Origin of the sequence: Stenotrophomonas sp. Sm2128, assembly GCF_030985535.1 — a bacterium.
Taxonomy (GTDB): domain Bacteria; phylum Pseudomonadota; class Gammaproteobacteria; order Xanthomonadales; family Xanthomonadaceae; genus Stenotrophomonas; species Stenotrophomonas maltophilia.
This window is the reverse complement of sequence record NZ_JAPTFQ010000076.1, coordinates 1-22,592: the sequence shown is the minus strand read 5'-3', so window position 1 is coordinate 22,592 and position 22,592 is coordinate 1. Positions and strand designations below refer to the sequence as shown.

23 protein-coding genes and 1 pseudogene are annotated in these 22,592 nt (G+C 68.1%); 8 read left to right on the top strand and 16 right to left on the bottom strand.

The genetic code is table 11. The annotated features are described in order from the left end of the window. Nucleotides 1-192 precede the first annotated feature (192 nt). From O0K41_RS18275 to O0K41_RS18250, 6 genes are read left to right on the top strand one after another with little or no spacing between them, the layout of a single operon-like run. Nucleotides 193-813, top strand: coding sequence for a LemA family protein (locus O0K41_RS18275; RefSeq protein ID WP_164222612.1), 621 nt, complete (start codon nucleotides 193-195; stop codon nucleotides 811-813). A 3-nt stretch (nucleotides 814-816) separates the two neighbouring features. Further along, the gene (locus tag O0K41_RS18270; RefSeq protein ID WP_308304549.1) at nucleotides 817-1,617 is read left to right on the top strand and encodes a TPM domain-containing protein; all 801 of its coding nucleotides are present in this window, start codon (nucleotides 817-819) and stop codon (nucleotides 1,615-1,617) included. After that, nucleotides 1,617-2,111 (top strand): TPM domain-containing protein, encoded by a 495-nt coding sequence (locus tag O0K41_RS18265; RefSeq protein ID WP_033834745.1) that lies wholly within the window; start codon nucleotides 1,617-1,619, stop codon nucleotides 2,109-2,111. Before O0K41_RS18270 ends, O0K41_RS18265 begins: the two co-directional genes overlap by 1 nt. Before the next feature lie 51 nt (nucleotides 2,112-2,162). Next, nucleotides 2,163-3,050 carry a prolipoprotein diacylglyceryl transferase gene (lgt, locus tag O0K41_RS18260; protein WP_012479192.1) on the top strand — a complete coding sequence of 296 codons (888 nt, stop codon included), beginning with the start codon at nucleotides 2,163-2,165 and terminating at the stop codon, nucleotides 3,048-3,050. Next, on the top strand, nucleotides 3,047-3,841 hold the full coding sequence (locus O0K41_RS18255; protein ID WP_012510096.1) for a thymidylate synthase: 795 nt from the start codon (nucleotides 3,047-3,049) through the stop codon (nucleotides 3,839-3,841). Before lgt ends, O0K41_RS18255 begins: the two co-directional genes overlap by 4 nt. Nucleotides 3,842-3,846: 5 nt before the next feature. Continuing rightward, the gene (locus tag O0K41_RS18250) at nucleotides 3,847-4,338 is read left to right on the top strand and encodes a dihydrofolate reductase (RefSeq protein WP_049450181.1); all 492 of its coding nucleotides are present in this window, start codon (nucleotides 3,847-3,849) and stop codon (nucleotides 4,336-4,338) included. A gap of 125 nt (nucleotides 4,339-4,463) precedes the next feature. Here the strand turns inward: O0K41_RS18250 and O0K41_RS18245 are convergent, their stop codons facing one another. The 10 genes and pseudogenes from O0K41_RS18245 to O0K41_RS18200 all read right to left on the bottom strand — a co-directional run bounded on the left by O0K41_RS18245 (nucleotide 4,464) and on the right by O0K41_RS18200 (nucleotide 14,353). Then, nucleotides 4,464-5,108 carry a DUF1287 domain-containing protein gene (locus O0K41_RS18245; RefSeq protein WP_164222606.1) on the bottom strand — a complete coding sequence of 215 codons (645 nt, stop codon included), beginning with the start codon at nucleotides 5,106-5,108 and terminating at the stop codon, nucleotides 4,464-4,466. Continuing rightward, nucleotides 5,105-6,130 (bottom strand): symmetrical bis(5'-nucleosyl)-tetraphosphatase, encoded by a 1,026-nt coding sequence (locus O0K41_RS18240; protein WP_024958642.1) that lies wholly within the window; start codon nucleotides 6,128-6,130, stop codon nucleotides 5,105-5,107. Before O0K41_RS18240 ends, O0K41_RS18245 begins: the two co-directional genes overlap by 4 nt. 15 nt (nucleotides 6,131-6,145) lie before the next feature. Then, entirely contained in the window at nucleotides 6,146-6,529 is a 384-nt protein-coding gene (gene apaG, locus O0K41_RS18235) for a Co2+/Mg2+ efflux protein ApaG (protein ID WP_005412297.1), read from the bottom strand. Nucleotides 6,530-6,542: 13 nt separating this feature from the next. Next, nucleotides 6,543-7,346 carry a 16S rRNA (adenine(1518)-N(6)/adenine(1519)-N(6))-dimethyltransferase RsmA gene (gene rsmA / locus O0K41_RS18230; protein WP_005408139.1) on the bottom strand — a complete coding sequence of 268 codons (804 nt, stop codon included), beginning with the start codon at nucleotides 7,344-7,346 and terminating at the stop codon, nucleotides 6,543-6,545. After that, nucleotides 7,343-8,323: a 4-hydroxythreonine-4-phosphate dehydrogenase PdxA gene (pdxA, locus tag O0K41_RS18225; RefSeq protein ID WP_049450134.1), complete on the bottom strand. Its 981-nt coding sequence runs from the start codon at nucleotides 8,321-8,323 to the stop codon at nucleotides 7,343-7,345. Before pdxA ends, rsmA begins: the two co-directional genes overlap by 4 nt. Before the next feature lie 18 nt (nucleotides 8,324-8,341). After that, nucleotides 8,342-9,670 (bottom strand): annotated as a pseudogene (locus O0K41_RS18220) (peptidylprolyl isomerase); the annotation flags it as partial. Next, nucleotides 9,667-12,168, bottom strand: a complete 2,502-nt coding sequence (lptD, locus tag O0K41_RS18215) for an LPS-assembly protein LptD (RefSeq protein ID WP_164222603.1) — start codon at nucleotides 12,166-12,168, stop codon at nucleotides 9,667-9,669. The gene lptD and the pseudogene O0K41_RS18220, both read right to left, overlap by 4 nt. Nucleotides 12,169-12,257: 89 nt before the next feature. Then, on the bottom strand, nucleotides 12,258-13,196 hold the full coding sequence (locus tag O0K41_RS18210) for a histone deacetylase family protein (protein ID WP_099606030.1): 939 nt from the start codon (nucleotides 13,194-13,196) through the stop codon (nucleotides 12,258-12,260). Between the two features lie 9 nt (nucleotides 13,197-13,205). Beyond that, complete coding sequence (locus O0K41_RS18205) at nucleotides 13,206-13,760, bottom strand: cob(I)yrinic acid a,c-diamide adenosyltransferase (RefSeq protein WP_088436773.1); 555 nt, start codon at nucleotides 13,758-13,760, stop codon at nucleotides 13,206-13,208. A gap of 8 nt (nucleotides 13,761-13,768) precedes the next feature. Continuing rightward, the gene (locus tag O0K41_RS18200) at nucleotides 13,769-14,353 is read right to left on the bottom strand and encodes a hypothetical protein (protein WP_049450137.1); all 585 of its coding nucleotides are present in this window, start codon (nucleotides 14,351-14,353) and stop codon (nucleotides 13,769-13,771) included. 106 nt (nucleotides 14,354-14,459) lie between these two features. Between O0K41_RS18200 and ubiH the strand changes: the two genes are divergently transcribed. After that, the gene (gene ubiH, locus O0K41_RS18195) at nucleotides 14,460-15,668 is read left to right on the top strand and encodes a 2-octaprenyl-6-methoxyphenyl hydroxylase (protein ID WP_088436775.1); all 1,209 of its coding nucleotides are present in this window, start codon (nucleotides 14,460-14,462) and stop codon (nucleotides 15,666-15,668) included. Beyond that, complete coding sequence (locus tag O0K41_RS18190; protein ID WP_005412304.1) at nucleotides 15,665-16,846, top strand: UbiH/UbiF family hydroxylase; 1,182 nt, start codon at nucleotides 15,665-15,667, stop codon at nucleotides 16,844-16,846. Before ubiH ends, O0K41_RS18190 begins: the two co-directional genes overlap by 4 nt. Nucleotides 16,847-17,081: 235 nt before the next feature. Here O0K41_RS18190 and O0K41_RS18185 read toward each other — a convergent pair whose 3' ends face one another. The 6 genes from O0K41_RS18185 to O0K41_RS18160 all read right to left on the bottom strand — a co-directional run bounded on the left by O0K41_RS18185 (nucleotide 17,082) and on the right by O0K41_RS18160 (nucleotide 22,457). Continuing rightward, the gene (locus tag O0K41_RS18185) at nucleotides 17,082-17,477 is read right to left on the bottom strand and encodes a hypothetical protein (protein WP_005408148.1); all 396 of its coding nucleotides are present in this window, start codon (nucleotides 17,475-17,477) and stop codon (nucleotides 17,082-17,084) included. A gap of 51 nt (nucleotides 17,478-17,528) precedes the next feature. Then, nucleotides 17,529-18,596 (bottom strand): 23S rRNA (cytidine(2498)-2'-O)-methyltransferase RlmM, encoded by a 1,068-nt coding sequence (rlmM, locus tag O0K41_RS18180; protein ID WP_088436776.1) that lies wholly within the window; start codon nucleotides 18,594-18,596, stop codon nucleotides 17,529-17,531. Continuing rightward, the gene (locus O0K41_RS18175; protein WP_164222601.1) at nucleotides 18,580-19,140 is read right to left on the bottom strand and encodes a nucleoside deaminase; all 561 of its coding nucleotides are present in this window, start codon (nucleotides 19,138-19,140) and stop codon (nucleotides 18,580-18,582) included. The genes rlmM and O0K41_RS18175 overlap by 17 nt, the downstream gene beginning before the upstream one ends. A gap of 97 nt (nucleotides 19,141-19,237) precedes the next feature. Next, nucleotides 19,238-19,960 (bottom strand): DUF6348 family protein, encoded by a 723-nt coding sequence (locus tag O0K41_RS18170; RefSeq protein ID WP_164222598.1) that lies wholly within the window; start codon nucleotides 19,958-19,960, stop codon nucleotides 19,238-19,240. Between the two features lie 51 nt (nucleotides 19,961-20,011). Then, nucleotides 20,012-20,665 (bottom strand): membrane protein, encoded by a 654-nt coding sequence (locus O0K41_RS18165; RefSeq protein ID WP_012479203.1) that lies wholly within the window; start codon nucleotides 20,663-20,665, stop codon nucleotides 20,012-20,014. Between the two features lie 43 nt (nucleotides 20,666-20,708). After that, entirely contained in the window at nucleotides 20,709-22,457 is a 1,749-nt protein-coding gene (locus O0K41_RS18160; protein ID WP_164222595.1) for a glutamine--tRNA ligase/YqeY domain fusion protein, read from the bottom strand. Between the last annotated feature and the right edge of the window lie 135 nt (nucleotides 22,458-22,592).

The window sequence follows — 22,592 nt, the reverse complement described above, 5'->3', positions numbered from 1 at the left end:
GGGGTATCCGCGCCATGGATGGCGCGGCTAAGCCTCCAGGGACGGATTCACGGCGTCCCCCGCCATGCCCACCCGCCCGGACTACTCAGGCGATCCATGAGCATGGCCACCGCGGAGGGGGCGGCGCCCGATGGCCGGTCTTTCACCCGAACCGTGGCATGCTCGGTGCCCAGTCCACCCGGAACCTCCGCCATGCGCCTGTTCACCCGTGTCCTGCCCCTGATGCTGCTGGCCTCCCTGCTGTCCGGCTGCGGCTACAACGCCATCCAGCAGAAGGATGAAGCGGTCAAGGCCAGCTGGTCCGAAGTGCTCAACCAGTACAAGCGCCGCGCCGATCTGGTGCCCAACCTGGTGCAGACCGTGAAGGGCTTCGCCAGCCAGGAAGAGCGCGTGCTGACCGAAGTCACCAACGCCCGCTCGCGTGTTGGCCAGATCAACGTCAACGCCGACGACGAAGCCTCGCTCAAGCAGTTCCAGCAGGCCCAGGGTCAACTCGGCAGCGCACTGTCGCGGCTGCTGGTGGTCACCGAGAACTACCCGGTGCTGAAGTCGGACCAGAACTTCCGCGACCTGCAGGCCCAGCTGGAAGGCACTGAAAACCGCATCACCGTCGCCCGCGGCCGCTACATCCAGCAGGTGCAGGACTACAACACCTACATCCGCTCGTTCCCGCAGGTGATCACCGCCAAGATCTTCGGTTACAAGACCAAGCCGAACTTCACCGTGGAAAACGAAGCGCAGATCTCCAACGCGCCGGCGGTCGATTTCGGCAGCGCGCCGCAGCAGCAGCCGGCACCGCAGCCGGGCCACTGACCCATGCGCCTGGCCACTGCGCTCCTGGCCCTGCTGCTGTGGCTGCCGCTGGCTTCGCATGCACAGCAGCTCGCTCCGATTCCGGCGCTGGATTCGCCGGTGGTCGATACCACCGGCACGCTGGACGCCACGCAGAAGCAGGCGCTGGTGCAGCAGGCGATTGAGCTGCAGCAGCGCAAGGGCAGCCAGCTGCAGGTGCTGGTGGTGCCCACCACCCAGCCGGAAGACATCGCGCAGTACACCACGCGGGTCTTCGACCAGTGGCAGATCGGCCGCAAGGGCGTGGACGACGGGGTGCTGCTGGTGGTGGCCAAGGACGACCGGCGCGTGCGCATTGAACCCGGTTATGGTCTGGAGGGAGCGATTCCCGATGCCATCGCCAACCGGGTCATCCAGGAGTACCTGGTGCCGCGCTTCCGCAGCGGCGACTACGCCGGTGGCATCACCGACGCCACGGCGGTGCTGGTCAAGCTGATCGACGGGGAAGCGCTGCCGGCACCGGTCAGCGGCCATCGCGGGCGTGAGCCCAGCGGTGGTGGCGATACCTGGTTCCTGGCGCTGTTCATCGGTGTGTTCGCCGGCAGCATCCTGCGCGGGATCTTCTCGCGCGTGCCGCGTCCGCTGCGTGGCCTGCTCGGCGGTGCCGGTGCGGCGCTGGCGGCATTCCTGTTCACCTCTACGCTGCTCGCCAGTGGCCTAGCTGGCGTCGTGGGCCTGATTGTTGCCATGCTCTCCGGTCACCCGGGCCGCTTTGCCGGTGGCGGTGGCCGCTCCGGCGGTGGTGGTGCTTCGGGGGGCTGGTGATGATCCAACGACTGTGTCGTCATGTATTTTCGCCGTCGGTACGGCGCGCGTTCCCGCCGGCCACGCTGCAGGCGATCACCGAGGCCATCGCAGCCGGTGAGCAGCGCCACGGTGGCCAGGTGATGTTCGCGGTGGAAGCGGACCTGCCGCTGGCCGCGCTGTGGCACAAGGTCACCCCGCGCCAGGCCGCCGAACATGCCTTCGCGCGCCTGCGCACCTGGGATACCACCCACAACAACGGTGTGCTGATCTACCTGCTGCTGGCCGACCACGCCATCGAGATCGTCGCCGACCGTGGCCTGCAGGGCCGGGTCAGCCCGGCACAATGGCAGCGGGTCTGCACCCACCTGCGCGAGGGCCTGCGTGGCTCCAATCCGGTGGAAGCGCTGCAGGATGCCATCGACGAGGTCTCCAGCCTGATCGAAGGGCACTTTCCAGCCTCGACCCGGTCGAACGATGACGCGTTGCCGAACTCGCCCCAGCTCCTTGGTTGAGCCGGGGCGGCACTGGCCCGAGAATAGGCGTTCAACCGCAAGGCACCTTCCATGATCTATTTCCACGACATCGACCCCATCGCCCTCTCGCTGGGGCCGATCAAGGTGCATTGGTACGGCATCATGTACCTGCTGGGCTTCACCGCCGCCTGGCTGCTGGGCCGCAAGCGCATCGCCGCCGGCCGCCTGCCGGGCGTCGACGCCAATGGTTTCTCCGACCTGCTGTTCTACGCCATGCTTGGCGTGGTGCTGGGCGGGCGCATCGGCTACATGCTGTTCTACGCGCTGGGCGATTTCCTGCACAACCCGCTGCTGCTGTTCAAGGTGTGGGACGGCGGCATGAGTTTCCACGGTGGCCTGCTGGGCGTGCTGGGCGCTTGCTGGTGGTGGTCGCGCAAGCACAAGCTGCATTTCTTCGACACCATGGATTTCATGGCGCCGCTGGTGCCGCTGGGCCTGGGCTTCGGCCGCATCGGCAACTTCATCGGCGCCGAGCTGTGGGGCAAGTACACCGACGGTACCTGGGGCGTGGTGTTCCCGTCCGGCCTGCCGGCACCGCTGAACCAGCTCGACCACGCCACCCTGCAGGCGCAGTTCGCCACCGGTGCGCTGAACCAGTTCGCGCGCCATCCGTCGCAGCTGTATGAAGCCTTCCTGGAAGGCCTGGTGATGTTCGTGGTGCTGTGGGCCGTGTCGGCCAAGCCGCGCCACCGTTACCTGGTCGGCGGTCTGTTCGCGCTGATGTACGGACTGTTCCGCTTCGCGGTGGAGTTCGTGCGCATGCCCGACAACGGCGTCTACGTGGCCTTCGACTGGCTGACCCGTGGCCAGATCCTCAGCCTGCCGCTGATTGCCTTCGGCCTGGTGCTGCTGGTGATGTCGCGCCGTGCGCCGGTACTGCAGCCGCAGCTGCCGGTGACTGCCGGGGGCAAGGCATGAAGGCTTACCTGGACCTGCTCTCGCATGTGCTCGAGCACGGCGCCGAGAAGAGCGACCGCACCGGCACCGGTACCCGCAGCGTGTTCGGCTGGCAGATGCGTTTCAACCTGGCCGACGGCTTCCCGCTGGTCACCACCAAGAAGCTGCACCTGCGCTCGATCATCCACGAGCTGCTGTGGTTCCTGAAAGGCGACACCAACATCGGCTACCTGAAGGACAACCAGGTGCGGATCTGGGACGAGTGGGCCGACGAGAACGGCGACCTCGGCCCGGTCTACGGCAAGCAGTGGCGCAGCTGGGCCACCGCCGATGGCGGCGAGATCGACCAGATGCAGTGGCTGGTGGACGAGATCAAGCGCAACCCCGATTCGCGCCGGCTGGTGGTCAGCGCCTGGAACGTGGGCGAGCTTTCACAGATGGCGCTGATGCCGTGCCACAACCTGTTCCAGTTCTACGTGGTGGACGGCAAGCTCAGCTGCCAGCTGTACCAGCGCAGCGGCGACATCTTCCTCGGCGTGCCGTTCAACATTGCCAGCTATGCGCTGCTGACCCACATGGTGGCGCAGGCCACCGGCCTGGGCGTGGGCGATTTCGTGCATACGCTGGGCGACGCGCACCTGTATTCGAACCACTTCGAGCAGGCGCGCGAGCAGCTGTCGCGTGAACCGCGCGCGCTGCCCAAGCTGTGGTTGAACCCGGAGGTGACCGATCTGTTCGGCTTCCAGTTCGACGACATCCGCATCGACGGTTACGATCCGCACCCGGCGATCAAGGCGCCGGTGGCGGTATGAGCGCCCTGAAGCTGTCGATGATCGTGGCGCTGGACCGCAACCGTGGCATCGGCCAGGGCAATGCCATGCCCTGGCACCTGCCGGATGATTTCAAGCACTTCAAGGCGCTCACCCTGGGCAAGCCGATCCTGATGGGCCGCAAGACGGCCGAATCGATCGGCCGCGTGCTGCCGGGACGGACCAACCTGGTGCTGACCCGCAGCGGCCAGGTGCCGTTGGAGGGCATGCGCGCGGTGGCGTCGCTGGACGAGGCGAAGGCGATTGCCGAAGGCGAGGGCGCCAGCGAGCTGTGCATCATCGGCGGCGGCGAGATCTTCCACCAGCTGCTGGACCAGGCCAGTGACCTGTACCTGACCTGGGTGGATGCCGAAATCCCCGCTGATACCCATTTCCCCGAAGTCGACATGCAGGACTGGCGGGAAGTGAGCAGCGAGCCGCACCCGGCCGACGAACGCCATGCCTACGCGTTCCGCTTCGCGCACTACGTGCGCCGCTGATCGCGCAAATACCAACGAAAACACCGACGGGGATGTCGACGGGGTAGAGTCGACTGTTGGTCGACCGCTCTCGGCGGTCACCCGAAAAACCCACGCTGCGCGCGATAGTCGACTGACAGTCGACTCTACCTGGGCTGTCGCTGCGGCATCCGGTAATGCCCGATGATGGCGTGCTGGAACAACAGGTTCTCTTCGCGCGTGCCGCGCGCGATGTTGTGCAGCACCAGCGGCGTGCCATTGGCCAGCCGCCGGTCGGAGACGATGCCCACGTGCAGCAGGCCGTTGCCGTTGAGCTTCCAGGCGACGATGTCGCCGGCCGCATAGTCGGTGGCGGCGGCCGTGATCGGTTGCTGCCAGCCCTGCCGTTCGAACCAGCGCATCAGGTTCGGCACACGGCGATGATCGATGTTGCGGTCCGGCCGTGACAGGCCCCAGATCGCGGGATAGGCACTGAAATTGCCGCGCATGTCTTCATGCACGCGCGCCTGCAGGTCCAGGCCCTGGCTGCGCAGGGCACGCACCACCACGTCGGTGCACACGCCGCGATCAACCGGAACGTCGCCGCCGGGATAGGCCAGCACCTGATAGGCAGGGTCGTAGCGGGTGGTGACGCCGACCTGTGCGCGCGCCGCTGCCACCAGCGGCTGCGATGGCGTGAGGCCGGCGTTTCCGCCGTCGGCGGGGGCCGGGGCCGAAGGGGGCTGGCAGCCGCTGGCCAGGGCCACCGTCAGCAGCAGCACCGTCCATGGTGCCCCACCGCGCCGCGTCATGCCTGCGGCGGGGGACTGTTGCTGCCGGGGCCCGCAGAGCCACCACCCGCGCCGCCGCCACGGCGCCGACGACGGCGTGGGCCGCGGTTGCCCGGGTTGGCGGCCGGGGTGTTGCCGCCGCCCTGTTCCTTGCCCTGCGCCGATGCCGCCGGGCGCTCGTGCGCCGGTCGCGCTGGCGGGCGTGCGTTGGGCACGGGTGCGGGGACATCGCGGCCCGGCACCTGCACCACGCGCAGTTCATCGGTATCGAGCTGGATCGCGGTCAGCTTGCCGCCCCAGACTGCGCCGGTGTCGATGGCATGCACGCCCTGGGTGATGGTCAGGCCCAGCGCCGACCAGTGGCCGCAGACGATCTTCAGATCGCGCTCGACCCGGCCCGGCACTTCGAACCAGGGGTACAGTCCCTGTTCCTGCGTGCCCGGCGTGCCCTTGTCCTCGATGCCGATGCGCCCGCGCGGGGTGCAGTAGCGCATGCGGGTGAGCACATTGATGATCGCGCGTGAACGGTCGTAGCCGGACAGGTTCGGTGCCCAGCTCGGCTTGTCGCCGTACATGTTGCGGAACAGCTTGCGGTAGCCGGCACCGTGCAGTTGCGCCTCGACCTCGGCGGCATGCTTTTCGGCCATCTGCGTGGTCCACTTCGGCGCCAGGCCGGCGTGCACCATCATCCAGCCCAGCTCGCGGTCCACGTGCACCAGCTTCTGCAGGCGGAGCCAGTCCAGCAGTTCGTCGCGGTCCTCGGCCTGCACGATGCGCAGCAGGTCCGGGTTGACCTTGCGCTGTTCCTCTTCGGTGCGTGCACCGACGGCCAGCAGCGAAAGGTCATGGTTGCCCAGCACCACCACGCTGTGCTCGCGCAGCGAATGCACCAGCCGCAGCGTTTCCAGCGACTGGCCACCGCGGTTGACCAGGTCGCCGCAGAACCACAGGGTGTCCTGCGCCGGGTCGAAGCGGATCTTCTCCAGCAGCCGCTGGGTGACGTCATAGCAGCCCTGCAGGTCGCCGATCGCCCACACACTCATCGTCCGGCCTCCGTGTCAGTGCAGGGTACGCGGGATGGCCAGCACGAAAGGTGCGACCGGCGCGGCAAATTCGGTGCCGTCGTCGGCGACCATGTCGTAGTGGCCCTGCATGGTCCCGTGATCGGTCCCCAGCATGACACCGGACGTGTAATGGAAGTCTTCACCGGGACGCAGGCGTGGCTGCTCGCCGATCACCCCGTCGCCATCGACATGCTCGACGCGGCCGTTGGCATCGGTGATGCGCCAGTGGCGTGCGACCAGGCGCGCGGCAACACGCCCCTGGTTGTGGATGCGGATCGTGTAGGCGAACGCATAGCGTCCGTCTTCCGGCGCGGATTGATCGTCGAGGAAGCGCGGTGCGACTTCGACGGAGATGGCGTAAACGTCAGCGTCTTCCATACCGGCAGTGTAATCAGGAGGCATTGGCCAAAGCGATGAATTCGGCCACGTCCAGCTGTTCGGCGCGGGCATCGGGACGCACGCCGGCGGCAACGAACTGTTCGGCGGACACCACGTTGTTCAGGGCGTTGCGCAGGGTCTTGCGGCGCTGCCCGAAGGCGGCCTTGACCACCTCGGCGAAACGCTTGTGGTCGTTGATGTTGATCGTGGCCGGATCACGCGGCACCAGCCGCACCACGGCCGAATCGACCTTCGGCGGCGGCCGGAACGCGCCCGGCGGCACCACGAACAGCGAGGTCACCTGGCAGTAGGCCTGCAGCATCACGCTGAGCCGGCCGTACACCTTGCTGCCGGGGCCGGCGGCCATGCGGTCGACCACTTCCTTCTGCAGCATGAAATGCATGTCGCGGATCACCGCGGCATGTTCCAGTGCATGGAACAGGATCGGCGAGGAGATGTTGTAGGGCAGGTTGCCGACCAGGCGGATCGGCTGGCCGGCGGCCAGCTCGGTGAAGTCCACGCGCAGCACGTCGCGGTGGACGATGGTCAGCTCGCCCAGCGGCTCGGCGGCGGCGGTCAGCGGCGCGATCAGGTCACGGTCGAACTCGATCACCGTCAGTTTCGGATGCACGCGCAGCAGCGGCAGCGTGATCGCGCCCTGGCCGGGACCGATCTCGACCAGGCGGTCACCGTCTTTCGGGTTGACCGCCATCACGATCTTGTCGATGTAGTGGCGGTCGGCCAGGAAATGCTGGCCAAGCTGCTTCTTGGCCGGGGCGGTGAACACCGGGCCGGAGGGGGAATGCGGGGAATTCATGCGCTCAGTGTACGTTGCCGCGCAAGCTGCGCACACAACGTCGTTGCCGCCTGCAGGCTGGAAGGGTCGGCAACGCCACGGCCGGCAAGGTCCAGCGCGGTGCCGTGGTCCACTGCAACGCGTGGGTAGGGCAGGCCCAGGGTCAGGTTCACCGCCTGCTCGAAGCCCGAGTACTTCAGCACCGGCAGGCCCTGGTCGTGGTACATCGCCAGCACGGTGTCGAAGCCGGCCAGCTTGGCCGGCAGGAAGGCGGTATCGGCTGGCAGCGGCCCGATCAGGTCCATGCCCTCCGCGCGCAGGCGCTGCAGCAGCGGGATGACCAGGTCCAGTTCCTCGCGGCCCAGATGGCCGTCTTCGCCGGCGTGCGGGTTCAGGCCGAGCACGGCGATGCGTGGCGCGGGCAGGCCGAACTCGCGGCGCAGCGCGGCGTGCACGGTGCGAAGGGTGTGTTCCAGGCTGGGCGTGGTGATCGCGTCGGCCACCTCGCGCAGTGGCAGGTGGGTGGTGGCCAGGGCCACGCGCACGATGTGGTTGGCCAGCATCATCACCACCTTCACCCCAGCCTGGTCGGCCAGCAGTTCGGTGGTGCCGCTGTAGGCGATGCCGCCTTCGTTGATGACGGCCTTGTGCACCGGGCCGGTCACCACGCCGTGCAGTTCGCCTGACAGACAGGCCTGGCCGGCACCGAGCAGGGCGCCGATGACCGCGCCGGCATTGGCCGGATCGGCCTGGCCGAAACGGCTCGGGGTGGCATTGGCCACCACGCGCAGGCGCAGGTCGCCGGGGACGCGCGCTTCGGCATCCTCGGGCAGCAGTTGCAGCGGCAGGTTCAGCGCGGCCGCGGCCGCGCGCAGGGTGTCCGGGTCGGCGAAGGCCAGCAGCCGGCAATCTTCACGCGGCTGCTGGACGAGGCGGACGCACAGCTCCGGGCCGATCCCGGCCGGCTCGCCCGGTACCAGAGCGAGCTCGGGGCGCATCGATCAGGACTGCGGCGGCGTGGCGGTGTTTTCCGCGCGGTCGCCACTGCGGAAGCTGACGTAGGCTTCGCCGCGCAGTTCCTGCAGGAAGCGGTTGTACTCGTCTTCCAGCTTGCGGCGGCCAATGGTCTCGCGGACCTGGGCACGCTGGTTGTCGTTGGTCACGTCGGTCTGGCGAGTGGCCACGCGCTGCAGGATGTGCCAACCGGCATCGGTGCGGAACGGCTGGCTGACGCCGCCGTCCTGGATGGCGGCCACCTGCTGGCCAAAGGCCGGACCGAACGCATCGGCCGGGAACCAGCCCAGATCGCCGCCCTGGCCCTTGCTGTTGTTGTCCTCGGAGGACTCCTTGGCCACGGTCTCGAAGTCCGCGCCACCGGCAATGCGGGCACGCAGGGTATCGATCTTGGCTTTGGCGGCCGCGTCGGTCTGATGATCGTCCACGCGCACCAGGATGTGGCGACCGTGGTACTCGGTGACGGTGCTGGCGCCAGCGGTGGCGCTGGCATCACGCACTTCCACCAGCTTCAACAGCTGGAAGCCGCTGGGGCCACGGATCGGGCCGACCACTTCGCCGGGCTTCATCTTTTCCATCATCTGCGCGAAGGCCTGCGGGATTTCATCCAGGCTGCGCCAGCCCAGGTCGCCGCCTTCCAGCGCATTGGGGCTGTCGGAATAGCGCACGGCCGCCGCGTTGAAGTCCAGCTCGCCCTTGTCCAGCAGGGCCTTGACGCCATCGGCCTTCTTCTGGCCGGTGGCGATCTGGTCGGCGTTGGCGCCGTCCGGCAACGCGACCAGGATGTGCGCCAGGTGGTACTGGTTGCCTACCGTGGCCTGCTGCTTCAGCGCGGCATCGACTTCACCCTCGCTGACGCTGATGCGGCTCTGCGCGAAGCTCTGGCGCAGGCGCTGCACGGTGATCTCATCACGCACCGATGCGCGGAAATCGTTGAAATCGATGCCGTCGTGGGCCAGGCGCTGGCGCAGGGCGTCCAGGTTCGAACCGTTCTGCTGGGCGATGGAGTTCATCGCCTGGTTCAGCTCCTGGTCGCTGACACGGATGCCGCTGCCCTGGGCGCGGGCCACCTGCAGCTTGACCAGCACCAGGCGCTCGAGCACCTGGCGGCTGAGCACGTCTTCCGGCGGCAGCTGGTTCTCCCGCCCGGCGTACTGCGCCTTGATGTTGGCGATCGCACGCTGGAGCTCGCTCTGCAGGATCACGTCCTCATCGACGACGGCGGCGATGCGGTCGAGCGGCTGCGCCTCCTGGGCAAGCACCTGCAGGGGGGCGGACACGCTGGACACCGCCAGCAGCGAGGCGAGTAGAACGGGGAAGCGCTTGGTCATGGGATCAGATTCGGATCGTAGTCATCGCGGGTCGCCCCGGTGTTGCTGGGCGGCACGAGATAGAGGTCGTCGCGGTTGTAGCCGAGGATAGCACGGCGCAGAGTGCGGTCCGTGTCCTGGCCGATGGAGCTCAGGCCCTTCAGGACGAACTCCACCTGGATGGAGTTGTTCATCTCGCCTTCGCGATTGCGCACATAGCGTCGGCCGACCACACGCACGGCCAGGCAGCAGCTGTCCCACTGCACGCCGCCGATGATTTCCAGCGGCTCCTTGTCCTGCAGCGAGTAGTAATAGCGGCCGACCAGGCTCCAACGCGCGTTCAGCGGGTACAGGAACGACAGGTCGGCCTGCTCCAGCAGGGTCCGGTCATGCTTGTTGGCGCCGGGCAGGGCGCCGGCATTGATGCGGTAGCGGTAGCTCAGGTTGACCACGCCGTCGTTGGGCATCAGGTAGCGGGCACGGACGCTGGCCAGATCCTCGCGCTTGTACTTCGGGTCCCACTGGTAGGTGGCGCCCAGGGTCCAACGGTCGTTGATCATGTAGTTGCCGTCGGCGATCCAGGCCGACTTGCCCTTTTCCACCGGCGCGCCGCCGGGGGTGACGGTCACCCGCGACTCATCGAAGTACTGGATCTGGCCGATCGAGGCCGAGAAACGTTCCTTGCCGGTGGTCTGGTCGATGAACCGGGTGCTCACCGCCAGGGTCAGCTGGTTGGCGTCGTTCTGGCGGTCGGCGCCGGTATAGCGCGAATCGCGGAACAGCTGGCCCCAGCTGAAGGTGAAGTCACGGGTGTCGAAGATCGGCAGCTCGTCCTGGTTGCGGTAAGGCGTGCGCAGGTAGAACAGGCGTGGTTCCAGGGTCTGCAGGAAGGACTTGCCGCGGATGCTGGTTTCGCGGTCGAAGAACAGGCCGGCGTCGATGCTGCCGATCGGCAGGCTGCGGCTGGGCGAGGTATTGCCGCGCAGCTGTTCCGGTGTGGCGGTGTTCGGGTCGATGCCTTGCGAACTCAGGATCTGGGCCTGGATGCCTCTCACACCATCCACCAGGCCACGGTCCAGCTGATAGGCGGTGTAGCGGTAGGCCAGGGTCGGGGTCACATACCAGGCCGCGCCGCTGATCGGGAATGACACATACGGCTTCACGTCCAATCGCGAACCGCCGCTGACACCGACGCCGTCGGTCCACTGCACTCCATTGCGGGTGTACTGCAGATCCTCGCCGGTGCCGACGGCGTTCTTGAAGTTGATGTCGTCGTGGGTGAAGCGCACGGCTTCGGCGTAGATGCCGGTTTCCAGCCATGAACGGACCGGCTTGTCCCAGTTGAAGTACAGGCGCGGCTGGCGGTTGTAGGGCAGGGCGCGCTCGTCGAGGGTGTAGTCGGTCAGCTGCCAGCGGTCGGCCATGATGCCTGCCGTCCAGTTCTGGCCGGTGCCATACAGGCCCACCGTGCTCTGCAGGTTGGAGGCGGTGACCCCGACCAGGCGGTTGGCGAAATCCTCGACATAGCGCTCGTCGCTGACCCAGGCCAGGTTGGCGCGGGCCTGCCAGTGGCTGTCCACGTTGTGGTAGCCGGTGAACATCACCCGGCCGCGGTCACGGTCACGCAGGCGGTCGTTGGGCATGAACGAGGTCAGCACCTCGCCGCGGCCGCCGTTGTAGAGGTAGCGGAACTCGTTGTCGAGCAGCAGGCCGCGCCGGCTCATGTAGCGCGGGGTCAGCGTATCGTCGTAGTTCGGCGCCAGATTGAAGTAGATCGGCTGCGCGTAGTCGAAGCCGTTGCGCCCGGACATGCCCAGCTGCGGGAACAGCAGGCCGGTCTTGCGGCGATCATCGATCGGGAACTTGAAGTACGGCGCCCACAGCACCGGCACCTTGCCGATGCGCAGCACGGCGTTGCGCGCGGTGCCGAAGCCCTCGTCGTTGTCCACTTCGATCTGCGGCGCAGACAGCTTCCACACCGGCTGCGAGGGGTCGCACGTGGTGTAGGTGGAGCGGTGCATCTGGCCGACCGCACCCTGCAGGTCGACCGACTCGGCATCGCCGTTGCCCCGGCGCGACACCAGCTGGTACTTGATGTCGGAGATCTTGTGGGTGTCGCTTTCCTGGTTGCCTTCGGCACGCTTGGCGACCATCCGGATCGACCCGTCCTGGTAGCGGACATTGCCGTCGGCGATGTAGTTGCCGGTCTCGGTGTCGAAGCTGAGCTTGTCAGTACCGACGAACTGGTCACCCCGGCGCAGCGCCACGTTGCCCTCGTACTGCGGCACGGTGGTGGTGCCCAGCAGCTGGTCACCCTCGATGTCGGTCGGCTGCTGCTCGCGGGCGGCCGCGGCGGCAGCCTTGTCCTGGGCCGGGACCGGGGTGGGGGCGTCAGTGAACGCGGGAATGACGTCGGTGGCCGGGCACAGGCCCCAGTTGAGCGGCTTTTCATCGGCCATCGCCGGCAGGCTGATGGCGATGCTCAGAGGCAGGGGAAGCAGGCGGAGGGCTCGGCGCACGCGGTTCGGATTCGGGCGAAAACGGACGGTAGCTTGCCCCATCCCTTGCATAGGGGCAATGAAGGACGCCAGAGCCTGCCGGTTCGGGTTCATCCGGCGGAGGTGCCCACGGACGGCGTGAGCAGGGCCTGGACATGGGCCACGCTGCACTCGGCCAGGGCCTGCAGGTCGTAGCCACCCTCCAGCATCGAGACCACCCGGCCGGCCGCGTGACGGCGTGCCAGCGCGTGCAGTTCACCGGTGATCCAGGCGAAATCGTCGGTCTCCAGCATCAGGTCCGCCTGCGGATCACGCAGGTGGGCGTCGAAGCCGGCCGAGATCAGCAGCAGCTGCGGGCGGAAGTCGTCGATGGCCGGCAGCATCTCGTCGGCCCAGACGTTGCGGAAGCGGAAGCCACCGCTGCCCGGCGGCAGCAGGATGTTCATCAGGTTGCCGGCACCGCGGTCACGGCGCAGGCCGGAATTGGGGAACAGCCCGGCCTGGTGGGTGCTGTAGTACGAGACCCGGGCGTCGTGCTGGAAGATGTCCTGGGTGCCATTGCCGTGGTGGACGTCGAAGTCGACCACCGCGATCCGTTCCAGGCCGTGGCGGTCGCGGGCATAGGCGGCGGCGATGGCGATGTTGTTGAGCAGGCAGAAGCCCATCGCCGTGCTGCTGGTGGCGTGGTGGCCCGGCGGGCGTACCGCGCAGAAGGCCAGCGGGTCGTCGCCCAGCATCACCGCATCGACCGCGGCCACGCCGGCACCGGCGGCGTGCACGGCGGCGCTGGCCGAGCCGGGTGAGGTCCAGGTGTCCATGTCCAGCTGGCGCAGCGGTGCGGTCTGCGGTTGCAGCACCAAGTCGAGCAGGGCGCTGTCGTGGACCCGGGTCAGTTCACCGAACTTGGCCGGTGGCGCTTCGCGCCACTCCAGCTGGCCGGGGAACGCGGTGTGCAGCGCGTCCAGCACATGCTGCAGGCGTTGCGGGCACTCGGGATGGCCCGGACCGGGGTCGTGCAGCAGGCAGGACGGATGGGTGTAGACCAGCATCGTGCAGGCTCAGCGCTGGCGCTGCTGTGGTTGCCACAGCGCTTCGCCTTGGCCGTCGGCGCGGGCCAGCACCCGGGCCAGCACGAACAACAGGTCCGACAACCGGTTCAGGTACTGCAACGCCTCGCTGCGCACGGCCTCGTGGCGGGCCAGGGTGACCGTTTCGCGCTCGGCGCGGCGGACGATGGTGCGGGCCAGATGGCAGCGCGCGGCGGCTTCGCCGCCGGCCGGCAGGATGAATTCCTTCAGCATCGGCAGGTCGGCGTTGTAATGGTCCAGCTGCTGTTCCAGGGCCGAGACATCGGCGGCTTGGATCGCCGCGTGGCCGGGGATGCACAGTTCGGCGCCCAGGTCGAACAACTGGTGCTGCAGATGCACCACCAGCGCGCGCACATCCTCGGGCAGGGGCACGGCCAGCAGCAGGCCGAGCGCGGCATTGGCCTCGTCGACGGTGCCGTAGGACGCCACCCGGGCGTCATCCTTGGGCACGCGCTGGCCGTCACCGAGGCCGGTACTGCCGTCGTCGCCGGTGCGGGTGTAGATGCGCGAGAGGCGATGACCCATGTCGCGGCTCAGTGGTGGATGTCGCGGCGGGCCTGCTGGAGCTTCAACACCTGCTCCACGGCCAGCTGCAGGGCGGCGGCCAGCGCCACGTAGATCGCCGTGGTGCGCAGGTAGGGGCCGAACCACTGCGCGTAGTTCTGTGCCCAGCCGGCCAGGGTCGGCTCGGCCACGTTGCTGCTGGTCCAGTAGAAGCCGCCCTGCGCCAGCAGGTGACAGACCGCCACCGAGGCGACCAGCAGCAGCGCGCCCTTGGCCAGTACCGGCCAGCGCGCGCTCTGGTAGTTGCGGCCCAGCAGCATGCCGCCGGCCCACAGCGAGAAATAGGCCGGCAGCAGCAGCCAGTAGCCCGGCGACACGCAGTAGTGCTGCCAGAAGTCCAGGCCGCTGCTGCGGATCACGATCCAGTCCACCAGCACCGCGAACACCATCAGCAGCGGGAACGCCCAGCGCGTCCAGCGGGCCAGGTAGAAGCCACCGATGAAGAACACCGCCCATGAGGCATCGGGGATCGCCGCGAAGTGATTGACACGGGTCGCTGCCAGCACCAGAACGAGCACGGACAGGACGAAGGCGCGGTTGGCAGTGTCGGACATGGTGGCGGGCCCGGAGCGGATTCAGGTTTCATTCTAGCCCGCCGCGCGGGTTGGCGCAGGACCGGCCGTTCGGCGTACAGACGGGGCGAGCGCGTATCATGAACGCATGAGTGAACGACATGACGTGCTGATTGTCGGTGGTGGCCTGGTCGGCGCCAGCCTGGCCATTGCCCTGGACCGCCTCGGCCGCGACGTGGGCCTGCTCGAGGCCAGCCCGGCCGGCGAGCTGCCGGCGGTGTTCGACCAGCGCAATCTCAGTTTCGCCGCTGCCACCGTCAATGCGCTGACCGCGCTGGGGGTGATGCAGAAGCTGGCGATGGCACCGGGCCCGATCCGGCGCATCCACGTCAGCCGTGCCGGCGATTTCGGCCGCGTGCAGCTGGAAGCGGCCGATTACGACCGGCCTTGGTTCGGCCAGGTGGTGGTCGCCCGCGACTTCGGCCAGGCGCTGGAAGCGCGGCTTCAGGAGCTGCCGCGGCTGCGCCGTTACCGGCCGATGCGGTTCCTGGGCCTGGGTGAAGTGGTCGACGGCTACCGCCAGGTGCGGGTCGCCGATGAGGCCGGCGAGCGCATATTGCTGGCACGGCTGGTGGTGGGTGCCGACGGTACGACCAGTGGCGTGCGTGGTGCACTGGGCATCGAGGTCGACCGCCATGATTTCCAGCAGACCCTGTTCGTGGCCCGTGTACGCAGCCAGCGCGCGCCGGATGGCACCGCGTGGGAGCGTTTCACCGATACCGGCCCGACGGCCCTGCTGCCGCGCGGCGATCGTCACTTCGGCACCGTGCATGGTGTTGCGCGCGACCAGGCCGATGCGGTGATGGCGCTGGACGATGCCGCTTGGCTGCAACGCCTGCAGAACGCGATCGGCTGGCGTGCCGGCCGCCTGCTCGAGTCCGGCCCGCGCAGCGCCTACCCGCTCATCCAGGTGCTGGCGCGCGCCCTGGCCGGTGAGCGCACGGTGCTGCTGGGCAACGCCGCGCAGACCATTCATCCGCTGGGTGCACAGGGCTTCAACCTGGGCCTGCGCGATGCGCTGACCCTGGCCGAGCTGCTGGAGGATGCGCATGAAGATGCCGGCAGTGATGCACTGCTGCAGGCCTATGTCGCGCGCCGCGAGGAAGATCGCCGGCAGACGGTGGCGTTCTCCGGCGGCCTGGCGCGCCTGACCAGCAACCCGGCGCCGCTGATGCGGCCGCTGCGCAGCCTCGGCCTGGTGGCCGCGCAACGCGCATCGGTGCAGTCGATGCTGGTCGGTGGCGCGATGGGCTTCCGCGGCGAAGTGCCGCGCCTGTGCCGCGGAGAAGCCGCATGAGCCGGCGCATGCGCCTTGATGTGGCCATCGTCGGTGGTGGCGTGGTCGGTGCCGCGTGCGCGCTGGCGCTGGCCGATGCCGGCCTGTCGGTTGCGCTGGTGGAAGGTCGTGAGCCCGCGCCGTGGCAGGCCGCACAGCCTGACCTGCGCGTGTTCGCCTTCGCTGCTGACAACGTACAACTGTTGAACCGCCTGGGCGTGTGGCCGGCGATCGTGCAGGCCCGCGCCTGGCCCTACCGGCGCATGCAGGTGTGGGATGCGGCCGGTGGCGAAGATCTGCTGTTCGATGCCGATCGCTTCGGCCGTCGTGAACTGGGCTACATCGTCGAGAACGGCCTGCTGCAGGATCGCCTGTGGGCGGCGTTGCCGGCGGCGGGCGTGCAGCTGCACTGCCCGGCGCGGGTGGAAGCGCTGGAGCAGGACGACGACGGCGTGCGCCTGCGCCTGGATGACGGTCGTCGCCTGGAAGCGGCGTTGGCGGTAGCCGCCGACGGCGCCGAATCGACCCTGCGCCAACTGGCCGGGATCGAGGTTGAAAAGCATGACTACCACCAGCGTGGCGTGGTGGCCTACGTGGACAGCGATCTTCCCAACCAGGCCACCGCCTGGCAGCGTTTCCTGCCGAGCGGGCCGCTGGCGCTGCTGCCGGTGGCCGAGCGCCGCAGCTCGATCGTCTGGACCCTGCCCGAGGACGAGGCCGCGCGCGTGCTGGCGCTGGACGAAGACAGCTTCAACCGCGAACTGACCCGCGCCTTCGCGGCGCGGCTGGGTGAGCTGCGGCTGGCATCACCGCGCGCAGCCTTCCCGCTGCGCCGCCAGCTGGCACGTCACTACGTGGCCGGCCGTGTGCTGGCATTGGGTGATGCCGCGCACGTGGTGCATCCGCTGGCCGGGCAGGGCGTGAACCTGGGCCTGCGCGATGTGGCCGCCCTGCAGCAGTGGCTGGCGCCGTCGGCCGAGCGCCGTGGCCAGCCGCGGCTGTCGCCGCAGCGCCTGCAGCGCTGGGCACGCGAACGGCGCAGCGACAACCACATCGCCGCCTACAGCTTCGATGCGATCAACCGCCTGTTCTCCAACGACGAAATGCACCTGACCCTGGCCCGCGGTCGCGCGCTGGGCTGCGTCGGCAAATGGCCGCCGCTGGTGCAGGCATTCTGGAAGCGCGCCGCCGGGGTGTAGCCGGAGCGCGAACCGCACGATGCTGCGGGCACCGCTGGCGCGGTAGCAACCACGGGATCCCGCTCTGGTACGTGCCAACCTTGGTTGGCACGTCTGCCAGGTCACGTCGGCCCAGATGGGGCGACGGCGTTCCGATGTTGTGCCAACCAAGGTTGGCACCTACCGAAAGCGGGCGCTGCTACCGCCGTTGCTCCAGTAGATCCACGCCATGCGTGGATGAAGATCGCGGGTGGATTCAATCCACCAGCCAGCCGGCCAGGTCGGCACGATCCAGCTTGCCGCGACGCTTCACGTCCAACGCATTGAACTCATCGGCCAGCGCCGGATTCGCCTGCGCTTCCTCGCGGCTGATGAAACCATCGCCGTTCACATCCAGCGCAGCGAAGTGGATCCGGTACTGGCCAACCACGCTGCTCGGTTCCAGTGAACGCACGGTCACCTGCGCCTCGCCGGCCGGCTGCGGAATCTCGACGCTGCCGCTGACCCGGCCCGCATCCAGCGGTTGCTGGCGGATCGCGCCGCCGGTGGGGCCCAGCGGCTGGCTTTGTGCCGGGGTGTGCGGCAATTGCTGGGCCACCGCTGGTGCGGCGGCCAGCAGGGTGATCAGCAGCGGAATCGTTCGATGTCGCATGGATGCTCCTCCCTCTGCGGCGCCGGGGTATGCCCGGCGGACGTGATGGCCTCAGCGCAGCGGCGAGGCCAGTACCGTGATCTCCTCACGGTCGTGATAGAGCTGCTTGGCACGCACCACCAGCGGCTTGCCGGCCTGGTCCTGGAACAGGTCCAGGCACAGGCGGGTTTCGTCCCAGCGCTTCTTCATCGGCAGCTTCAGGTTGAAGATCGCGTGCCGGCACCAGCCTTCGCGGAACCAGGTGGCCATGCGTTCGGCTACGCGGCGCGGCTGCTCGACCATGTCGCAGACCATCCAGTCCAGCGGCTGTTCCGGATGCCAGTGGAAGCCATCGGCGCGCAGGTGCTCGACCAGGCCGGTGTCCAGCACGTGCTGGCGCAGCGGGCCGTTGTCGATGCTCAACACGTGCATGTGCTGGCGGGTCAGCACCCAGGTCCAGCCGCCGGGGGCGGCACCCAGGTCGGCCGCACGCATGCCGGGCTGGGCCAGTGCTTCGCGTTCTTCCGGCGTCAGCAGGGTCAGCAGTGCTTCGTCCAGCTTCAGCGCCGAACGCGAGGGTGCTTCGGGCAGCAGCTTCAGGCGCGGGATGCCCAGTGCCCACGGCGCGCTGTCGGCCGGGTCGGCCACGCAGACGAAGGCGTGGGTGCCGTCGACGAACACCACGTGCAGGCGCGGCAGGCGGTTGTTCGGCTTGTCAGTGAGCTTGCCGGCCTTGCGCAGCGCCGGGCGCAGCGCATTGCCGAAGGCACGGGCCAACCCGGACAGCGGCTTGCCGGCGTCCGAGTCCGGGTGTTCCACCCACAGGTCGCCGAAGCGCGGCGCATCAGCCAGCACGTCGAGCATCGGGGTAATGCGGTCGGCCGGGTCCAGCTGCGGCAGCTCGGCCAGCACCACCAGCTTCTGCCGCGCGAAGATCAGCTCGCGCCAGCGCAGGCGCGGCGCCAGCGCGGCGGCTTCGTCGCACATGAAAAGCACGTAGCCGTCATTGCGCTGGGTACGCGCATAACCTGCGAAACCGGCTTCGCCGGCGCGGAACTGCAGCTCGCCGGCCAGCTCGGGCTCGAAGCCCTGCCGGCACAGGCACAGCAGGCCGATGCCGGTGTCAGTAACGGGCGCCATCGCTTTCCCCATAGGCGCGCAGCACGGTGCGCGCGGCGTCGCGGTTCAGGCCCTGCACCACTTCGATGCCACGCTTGTTGAGCTCGCCGACCCAGTCGGCCGGCAGCGGGCCTTCATCGAACGGGGTCAGTTCCTCGACGTCGGCCGAGTTGGCACCGATCAGCAAGCGGTCGATGCCCGCCCACACGGTAGCGCCATAGCACTGGCAGCACGGCTGCGAACTGGTGGCCAGGGTGACCGGCGACAGCACCGCGTTCAGGCGCGGGGTCTGCAGGCGCTGCTGGGCCAGCATGTAGGCCATGTTCTCGGCGTGCGCCAGCGAGGTCGCGTGCGGCATCACCCGGTTCACGCCAGCGGCGATGACCTTGTCGTCCGGGCCGAACACCACCGCACCGAACGGGCCGCCACTGGCGTGCTCGACGTTCAGCCGCGACAGCTCGATCGCCAGCGCGACCTTGGCCTCATCGCCCGGATATCGACGATCCAGGTCGATCTGGTCGTGGATCCAGGCGGGAAGGGTCAGGTGGACTTGCGCGTACAGCATCGCGGGGGTGCCTCGTGTGGGATGGGAAAAAGTGCGGTTGCTTGGGGAACCGGCGCGCAGTGTAGCCGCACGGGCCTGTATCGGGTGTGGGCGTGGGTCAGCCTGGCGAGCCGGTGCGGATCACCACGTACTGCTTGCGGAACTCCAGCCCGGCCTGCGGCCAGCTGGCCGCGTAGGCGCGCAGCAGGGGCAGGGCGGCGGCGAAGTCGTGGCCGTTGACCCGGCAATCGGCCTCGCACAGGCCGTCGGCATCGCGCGAGGCGAACAGGCGGATGGCGAGGAATTGGCGGGCTCTCAGCAGCTCGTCGAAGGCCTCCATGCTGCGGGTGAACAGGCAGCAGGGGCAGGAGCCATGATCGTCTTCGCTGCAGGTGGAGGCATCCACTTCCTGTGCACGGTAGTGCGCCAACGGCCCCAGCACTACAGTGCGCTCGTGTTCCTCGCCATTGTCACCGGCCGGATAGGTCAGGCCCATCATCGGCAGGCCCTGTGCGTCTTGGGCGCCGATCGCGGTCTGCAGGGTCACCAGGTCCACCCGGGCCCAGGCCTGGAAGCCGGAAAACAGCGATGCCTGCTCATCGGCACCATTTGCGTGCTGGTACTCGAACAGACCATCGGCGAACAACTGCGGATGCTGGCTTTCAATGACGGTGGAGGTCTGCCAACCACCGTTGTCGCGCGCGTGTGCGGCCATTGCATGCGGGGTCAGGCGCAGGCCGCTGTCCAGCAGCAGCGCGTTGCCGTCGACGTGGCTGGCGACGCCCGCGTCCTGAAGGACCTGCTGCAGCAGCGGGAGGAGAGCGGCGGAGGTCGTGGTCATGTCAGGCCTGTGGGGTGGATGGGGTGGAACATCCAGGCAGGGCCTGGGCATCTAGCGGTCGAGCGCGTCGAGTTCGGCGCGATATCGCTGCGCGTCGGATTGCTGCTGCGGATCGTTGCCGTGGTCGCGCAGCCAGCTTTCCAGCTCGCGGCGATAGTCCGCGCGGAAATCGGCATTGCCCGGGCTGAAATGCAGCTTGCGTGCCGCCACCTCCACCCGCTCGCGCGCGCTGGCCCGGGCCTGGGCGACGCCGTGCGGGGATTCATTGGTGAGGATGACGAAGTTGCGTGGGAAGCCCGGCGTGTACTTGACCACGAACGGCTGGTCGCGCGCCGGGATACGGATGGCGTTTTCCAAGGGCCACAGCGAAGCGGTGTTGGTGTGGAACACCACGTCCACGTCGCGGCCCTCGGCGGTACGCAGCACCCCTTCGTAGCGCCAGATGTACTGTTCGTTGAGCGTGGAGCTGGTTCGCTCGGCCTTGACGATCACCGCTTCACCACGCTCGCCCACCACGTTGAGGAAGGTGGCGTTGAGGAAGTGGCCGAGGAACATGTTGAGCATCGCCAGCGGGAACACCACGATGGCGTAGCCCGGAAAGCGCCGCCACCACGAGACCAGCCCGGCCAGCACCATCGCTGCAAAGAACGTCAGCAGCGGATGCTGCGAGATGAACCAGAACAGGACGGAGAGGGCGGTGATCATTGTCGATGGCGTGCGGGCGCCGTGCTGGCGCCCGCGCAGGTCCTCAGGCCGACCAGGTATCGCGCAGGGTCACGCTGCGGTTGAACACCGGCTTGGCTTCGGTGTGGTCGCGGCGGTCGGCGACGAAGTAGCCGGTACGTTCGAACTGGAACGACTGCTCCGGCGCGGCGCTGGCCGCGGCCGGCTCGACATAGCCGGTGACGGTGCGGCGCGATTCCGGATTGAGGTAATCGCGGTAGGTCTTGCCTTCCGATTCATCATCCGGGTTCGGCACCGAGAACAGGCGGTCGTACAGGCGGATCTCGGCCGGCACGCCATGCACGGCGCTGACCCAGTGGATGGTGCCCTTGACCTTGCGGTTGGCGCCTTCCATGCCCGGACGCGATTCCGGATCCAGCCAGCCGCGCAGCTCGGTGATGGTGCCGCCGGCATCCTTGATCACTTCGTCGCAGCGGATGATGCCGGCGCCGCGCAGGCGCACTTCGCCACCCGGCACCAGGCGCTTCCAGCCCTTCGGCGGCACTTCGGCGAAGTCCTCGCGGTCGATCCACACTTCGCGTGCGAACGGCACTTCGCGGCTGCCGAAGCTCTCGTCTTTCGGGTGGTTGCTGAAGGTCAGCTGTTCTTCATGGCCTTCCGGCAGGTTGGTCAGCACCAGCTTGACCGGATCGACCACCGCCATGCGGCGCGGCGCGGCGCTGTCCAGGTCTTCGCGCAGCGCGCCTTCCAGCACGCTGAAGTCGATCAGCGAATTCTGCTTGCTGATGCCCACGCGCTCGGCGAACAGGCGCATCGCGGCCGGGGTGTAGCCACGGCGACGCAGGCCCTGCAGGGTCGGCATGCGCGGGTCTTCCCAGCCGTCCACCAGCTGCTCGGTGACCAGCGCCATCAGCTTGCGCTTGCTCATCACCGTGTAGTTGATGTTCAGGCGCGAGAACTCGATCTGGCGCGGCTTGGCGGCTTCGCGCGGCAGGCCGGCATCGACCAGCGGCTGGGTCAGCGCATCGTCATGGGCGAAATCGACGTTGTCCACGCACCAGTCGTACAGCGGGCGGTGGTCTTCGAACTCCAGCGTGCACAGCGAGTGGGTGATGCCCTCGATCGAATCACCCAGCGCGTGGGCGAAGTCGTACATCGGGTAGATCGGCCACGCGTTGCCGGTGTTCTGGTGCTCGACGTGCTTGATGCGGTACAGCGCCGGATCGCGCAGGTTGATGTTGCCGCTGGCCATGTCGATCTTCGCGCGCAGGGTGCGCGCGCCATCCGGGAACTCACCGGCACGCATGCGGCGGAACAGATCGAGGTTTTCCTCGACGCTGCGGTCGCGCCACGGCGACGGGCGGCCCGGCTCGGTGAGGGTGCCGCGGTAGGCGCGCACTTCCTCGGCCGACAGGTCGCAGACATAGGCCTTGCCCTGTTCGATCAGCTTCTCGGCGGCCAGGTAATAGGCCCGGAAGTAGTCCGAAGCATGGCGCAGCTCGTTCCACTCGAAGCCCAGCCAGCGCACGTCGTCCTGGATCGCGGCCACGTATTCCGGGTCTTCCTTGGCCGGGTTGGTGTCGTCGAAGCGCAGGTTGCAGACGCCGCTGAATTCGCCGGCGATGCCGAAGTTCAGGCAGATCGACTTGGCATGGCCGATGTGCAGGTAGCCGTTCGGCTCCGGCGGGAAGCGGGTCTTGATCGCCTGGTGCTTTCCGCTGGCCAGGTCCTCGCGCACGATCTGGCGGATGAAATCGCGCTTCTCGTGGCTGTCGGCGGGGGTCTCGGGGCTGGCGGGGGTGTGCTCGGACATGAGTCTGGGGCGAAAAAGGGCAGAAAGACCAACAGTCTAGCGCGTACGGGGCAGGGCTGCCCGGTGGGGTGTGGGGATGCCCGGCCCCGGCCCCGCCAGACCCCACCACACCGCCCCCCCCAAAACCCCCCCCCC

Bases quoted from the DNA above. Each gene is read 5' to 3' on its own strand.
- O0K41_RS18240 (WP_024958642.1), bottom strand. From the start codon at position 6,130: ATGAGTGTGTGGGCGATCGGCGACCTGCAGGGCTGCTATGACGTCACC.
- O0K41_RS18270 (WP_308304549.1), top strand. From the start codon at position 817: ATGCGCCTGGCCACTGCGCTCCTGGCCCTGCTGCTGTGGCTGCCGCTG.
- ubiH (WP_088436775.1), top strand. From the start codon at position 14,460: ATGAGTGAACGACATGACGTGCTGATTGTCGGTGGTGGCCTGGTCGGC.
- lgt (WP_012479192.1), top strand. From the start codon at position 2,163: ATGATCTATTTCCACGACATCGACCCCATCGCCCTCTCGCTGGGGCCG.
- O0K41_RS18190 (WP_005412304.1), top strand. From the start codon at position 15,665: ATGAGCCGGCGCATGCGCCTTGATGTGGCCATCGTCGGTGGTGGCGTG.
- O0K41_RS18165 (WP_012479203.1), bottom strand. From the start codon at position 20,665: ATGATCACCGCCCTCTCCGTCCTGTTCTGGTTCATCTCGCAGCATCCG.
- O0K41_RS18245 (WP_164222606.1), bottom strand. From the start codon at position 5,108: ATGACGCGGCGCGGTGGGGCACCATGGACGGTGCTGCTGCTGACGGTG.
- rsmA (WP_005408139.1), bottom strand. From the start codon at position 7,346: ATGAATTCCCCGCATTCCCCCTCCGGCCCGGTGTTCACCGCCCCGGCC.
- O0K41_RS18170 (WP_164222598.1), bottom strand. From the start codon at position 19,960: ATGACCACGACCTCCGCCGCTCTCCTCCCGCTGCTGCAGCAGGTCCTT.
- O0K41_RS18275 (WP_164222612.1), top strand. From the start codon at position 193: ATGCGCCTGTTCACCCGTGTCCTGCCCCTGATGCTGCTGGCCTCCCTG.
- apaG (WP_005412297.1), bottom strand. From the start codon at position 6,529: ATGGAAGACGCTGACGTTTACGCCATCTCCGTCGAAGTCGCACCGCGC.
- pdxA (WP_049450134.1), bottom strand. From the start codon at position 8,323: ATGCGCCCCGAGCTCGCTCTGGTACCGGGCGAGCCGGCCGGGATCGGC.
- O0K41_RS18175 (WP_164222601.1), bottom strand. From the start codon at position 19,140: ATGCTGTACGCGCAAGTCCACCTGACCCTTCCCGCCTGGATCCACGAC.
- O0K41_RS18185 (WP_005408148.1), bottom strand. From the start codon at position 17,477: ATGCGACATCGAACGATTCCGCTGCTGATCACCCTGCTGGCCGCCGCA.
- O0K41_RS18210 (WP_099606030.1), bottom strand. From the start codon at position 13,196: ATGCTGGTCTACACCCATCCGTCCTGCCTGCTGCACGACCCCGGTCCG.
- O0K41_RS18205 (WP_088436773.1), bottom strand. From the start codon at position 13,760: ATGGGTCATCGCCTCTCGCGCATCTACACCCGCACCGGCGACGACGGC.
- rlmM (WP_088436776.1), bottom strand. From the start codon at position 18,596: ATGGCGCCCGTTACTGACACCGGCATCGGCCTGCTGTGCCTGTGCCGG.
- O0K41_RS18160 (WP_164222595.1), bottom strand. From the start codon at position 22,457: ATGTCCGAGCACACCCCCGCCAGCCCCGAGACCCCCGCCGACAGCCAC.
- O0K41_RS18255 (WP_012510096.1), top strand. From the start codon at position 3,047: ATGAAGGCTTACCTGGACCTGCTCTCGCATGTGCTCGAGCACGGCGCC.
- O0K41_RS18200 (WP_049450137.1), bottom strand. From the start codon at position 14,353: ATGTCCGACACTGCCAACCGCGCCTTCGTCCTGTCCGTGCTCGTTCTG.
- O0K41_RS18265 (WP_033834745.1), top strand. From the start codon at position 1,617: ATGATCCAACGACTGTGTCGTCATGTATTTTCGCCGTCGGTACGGCGC.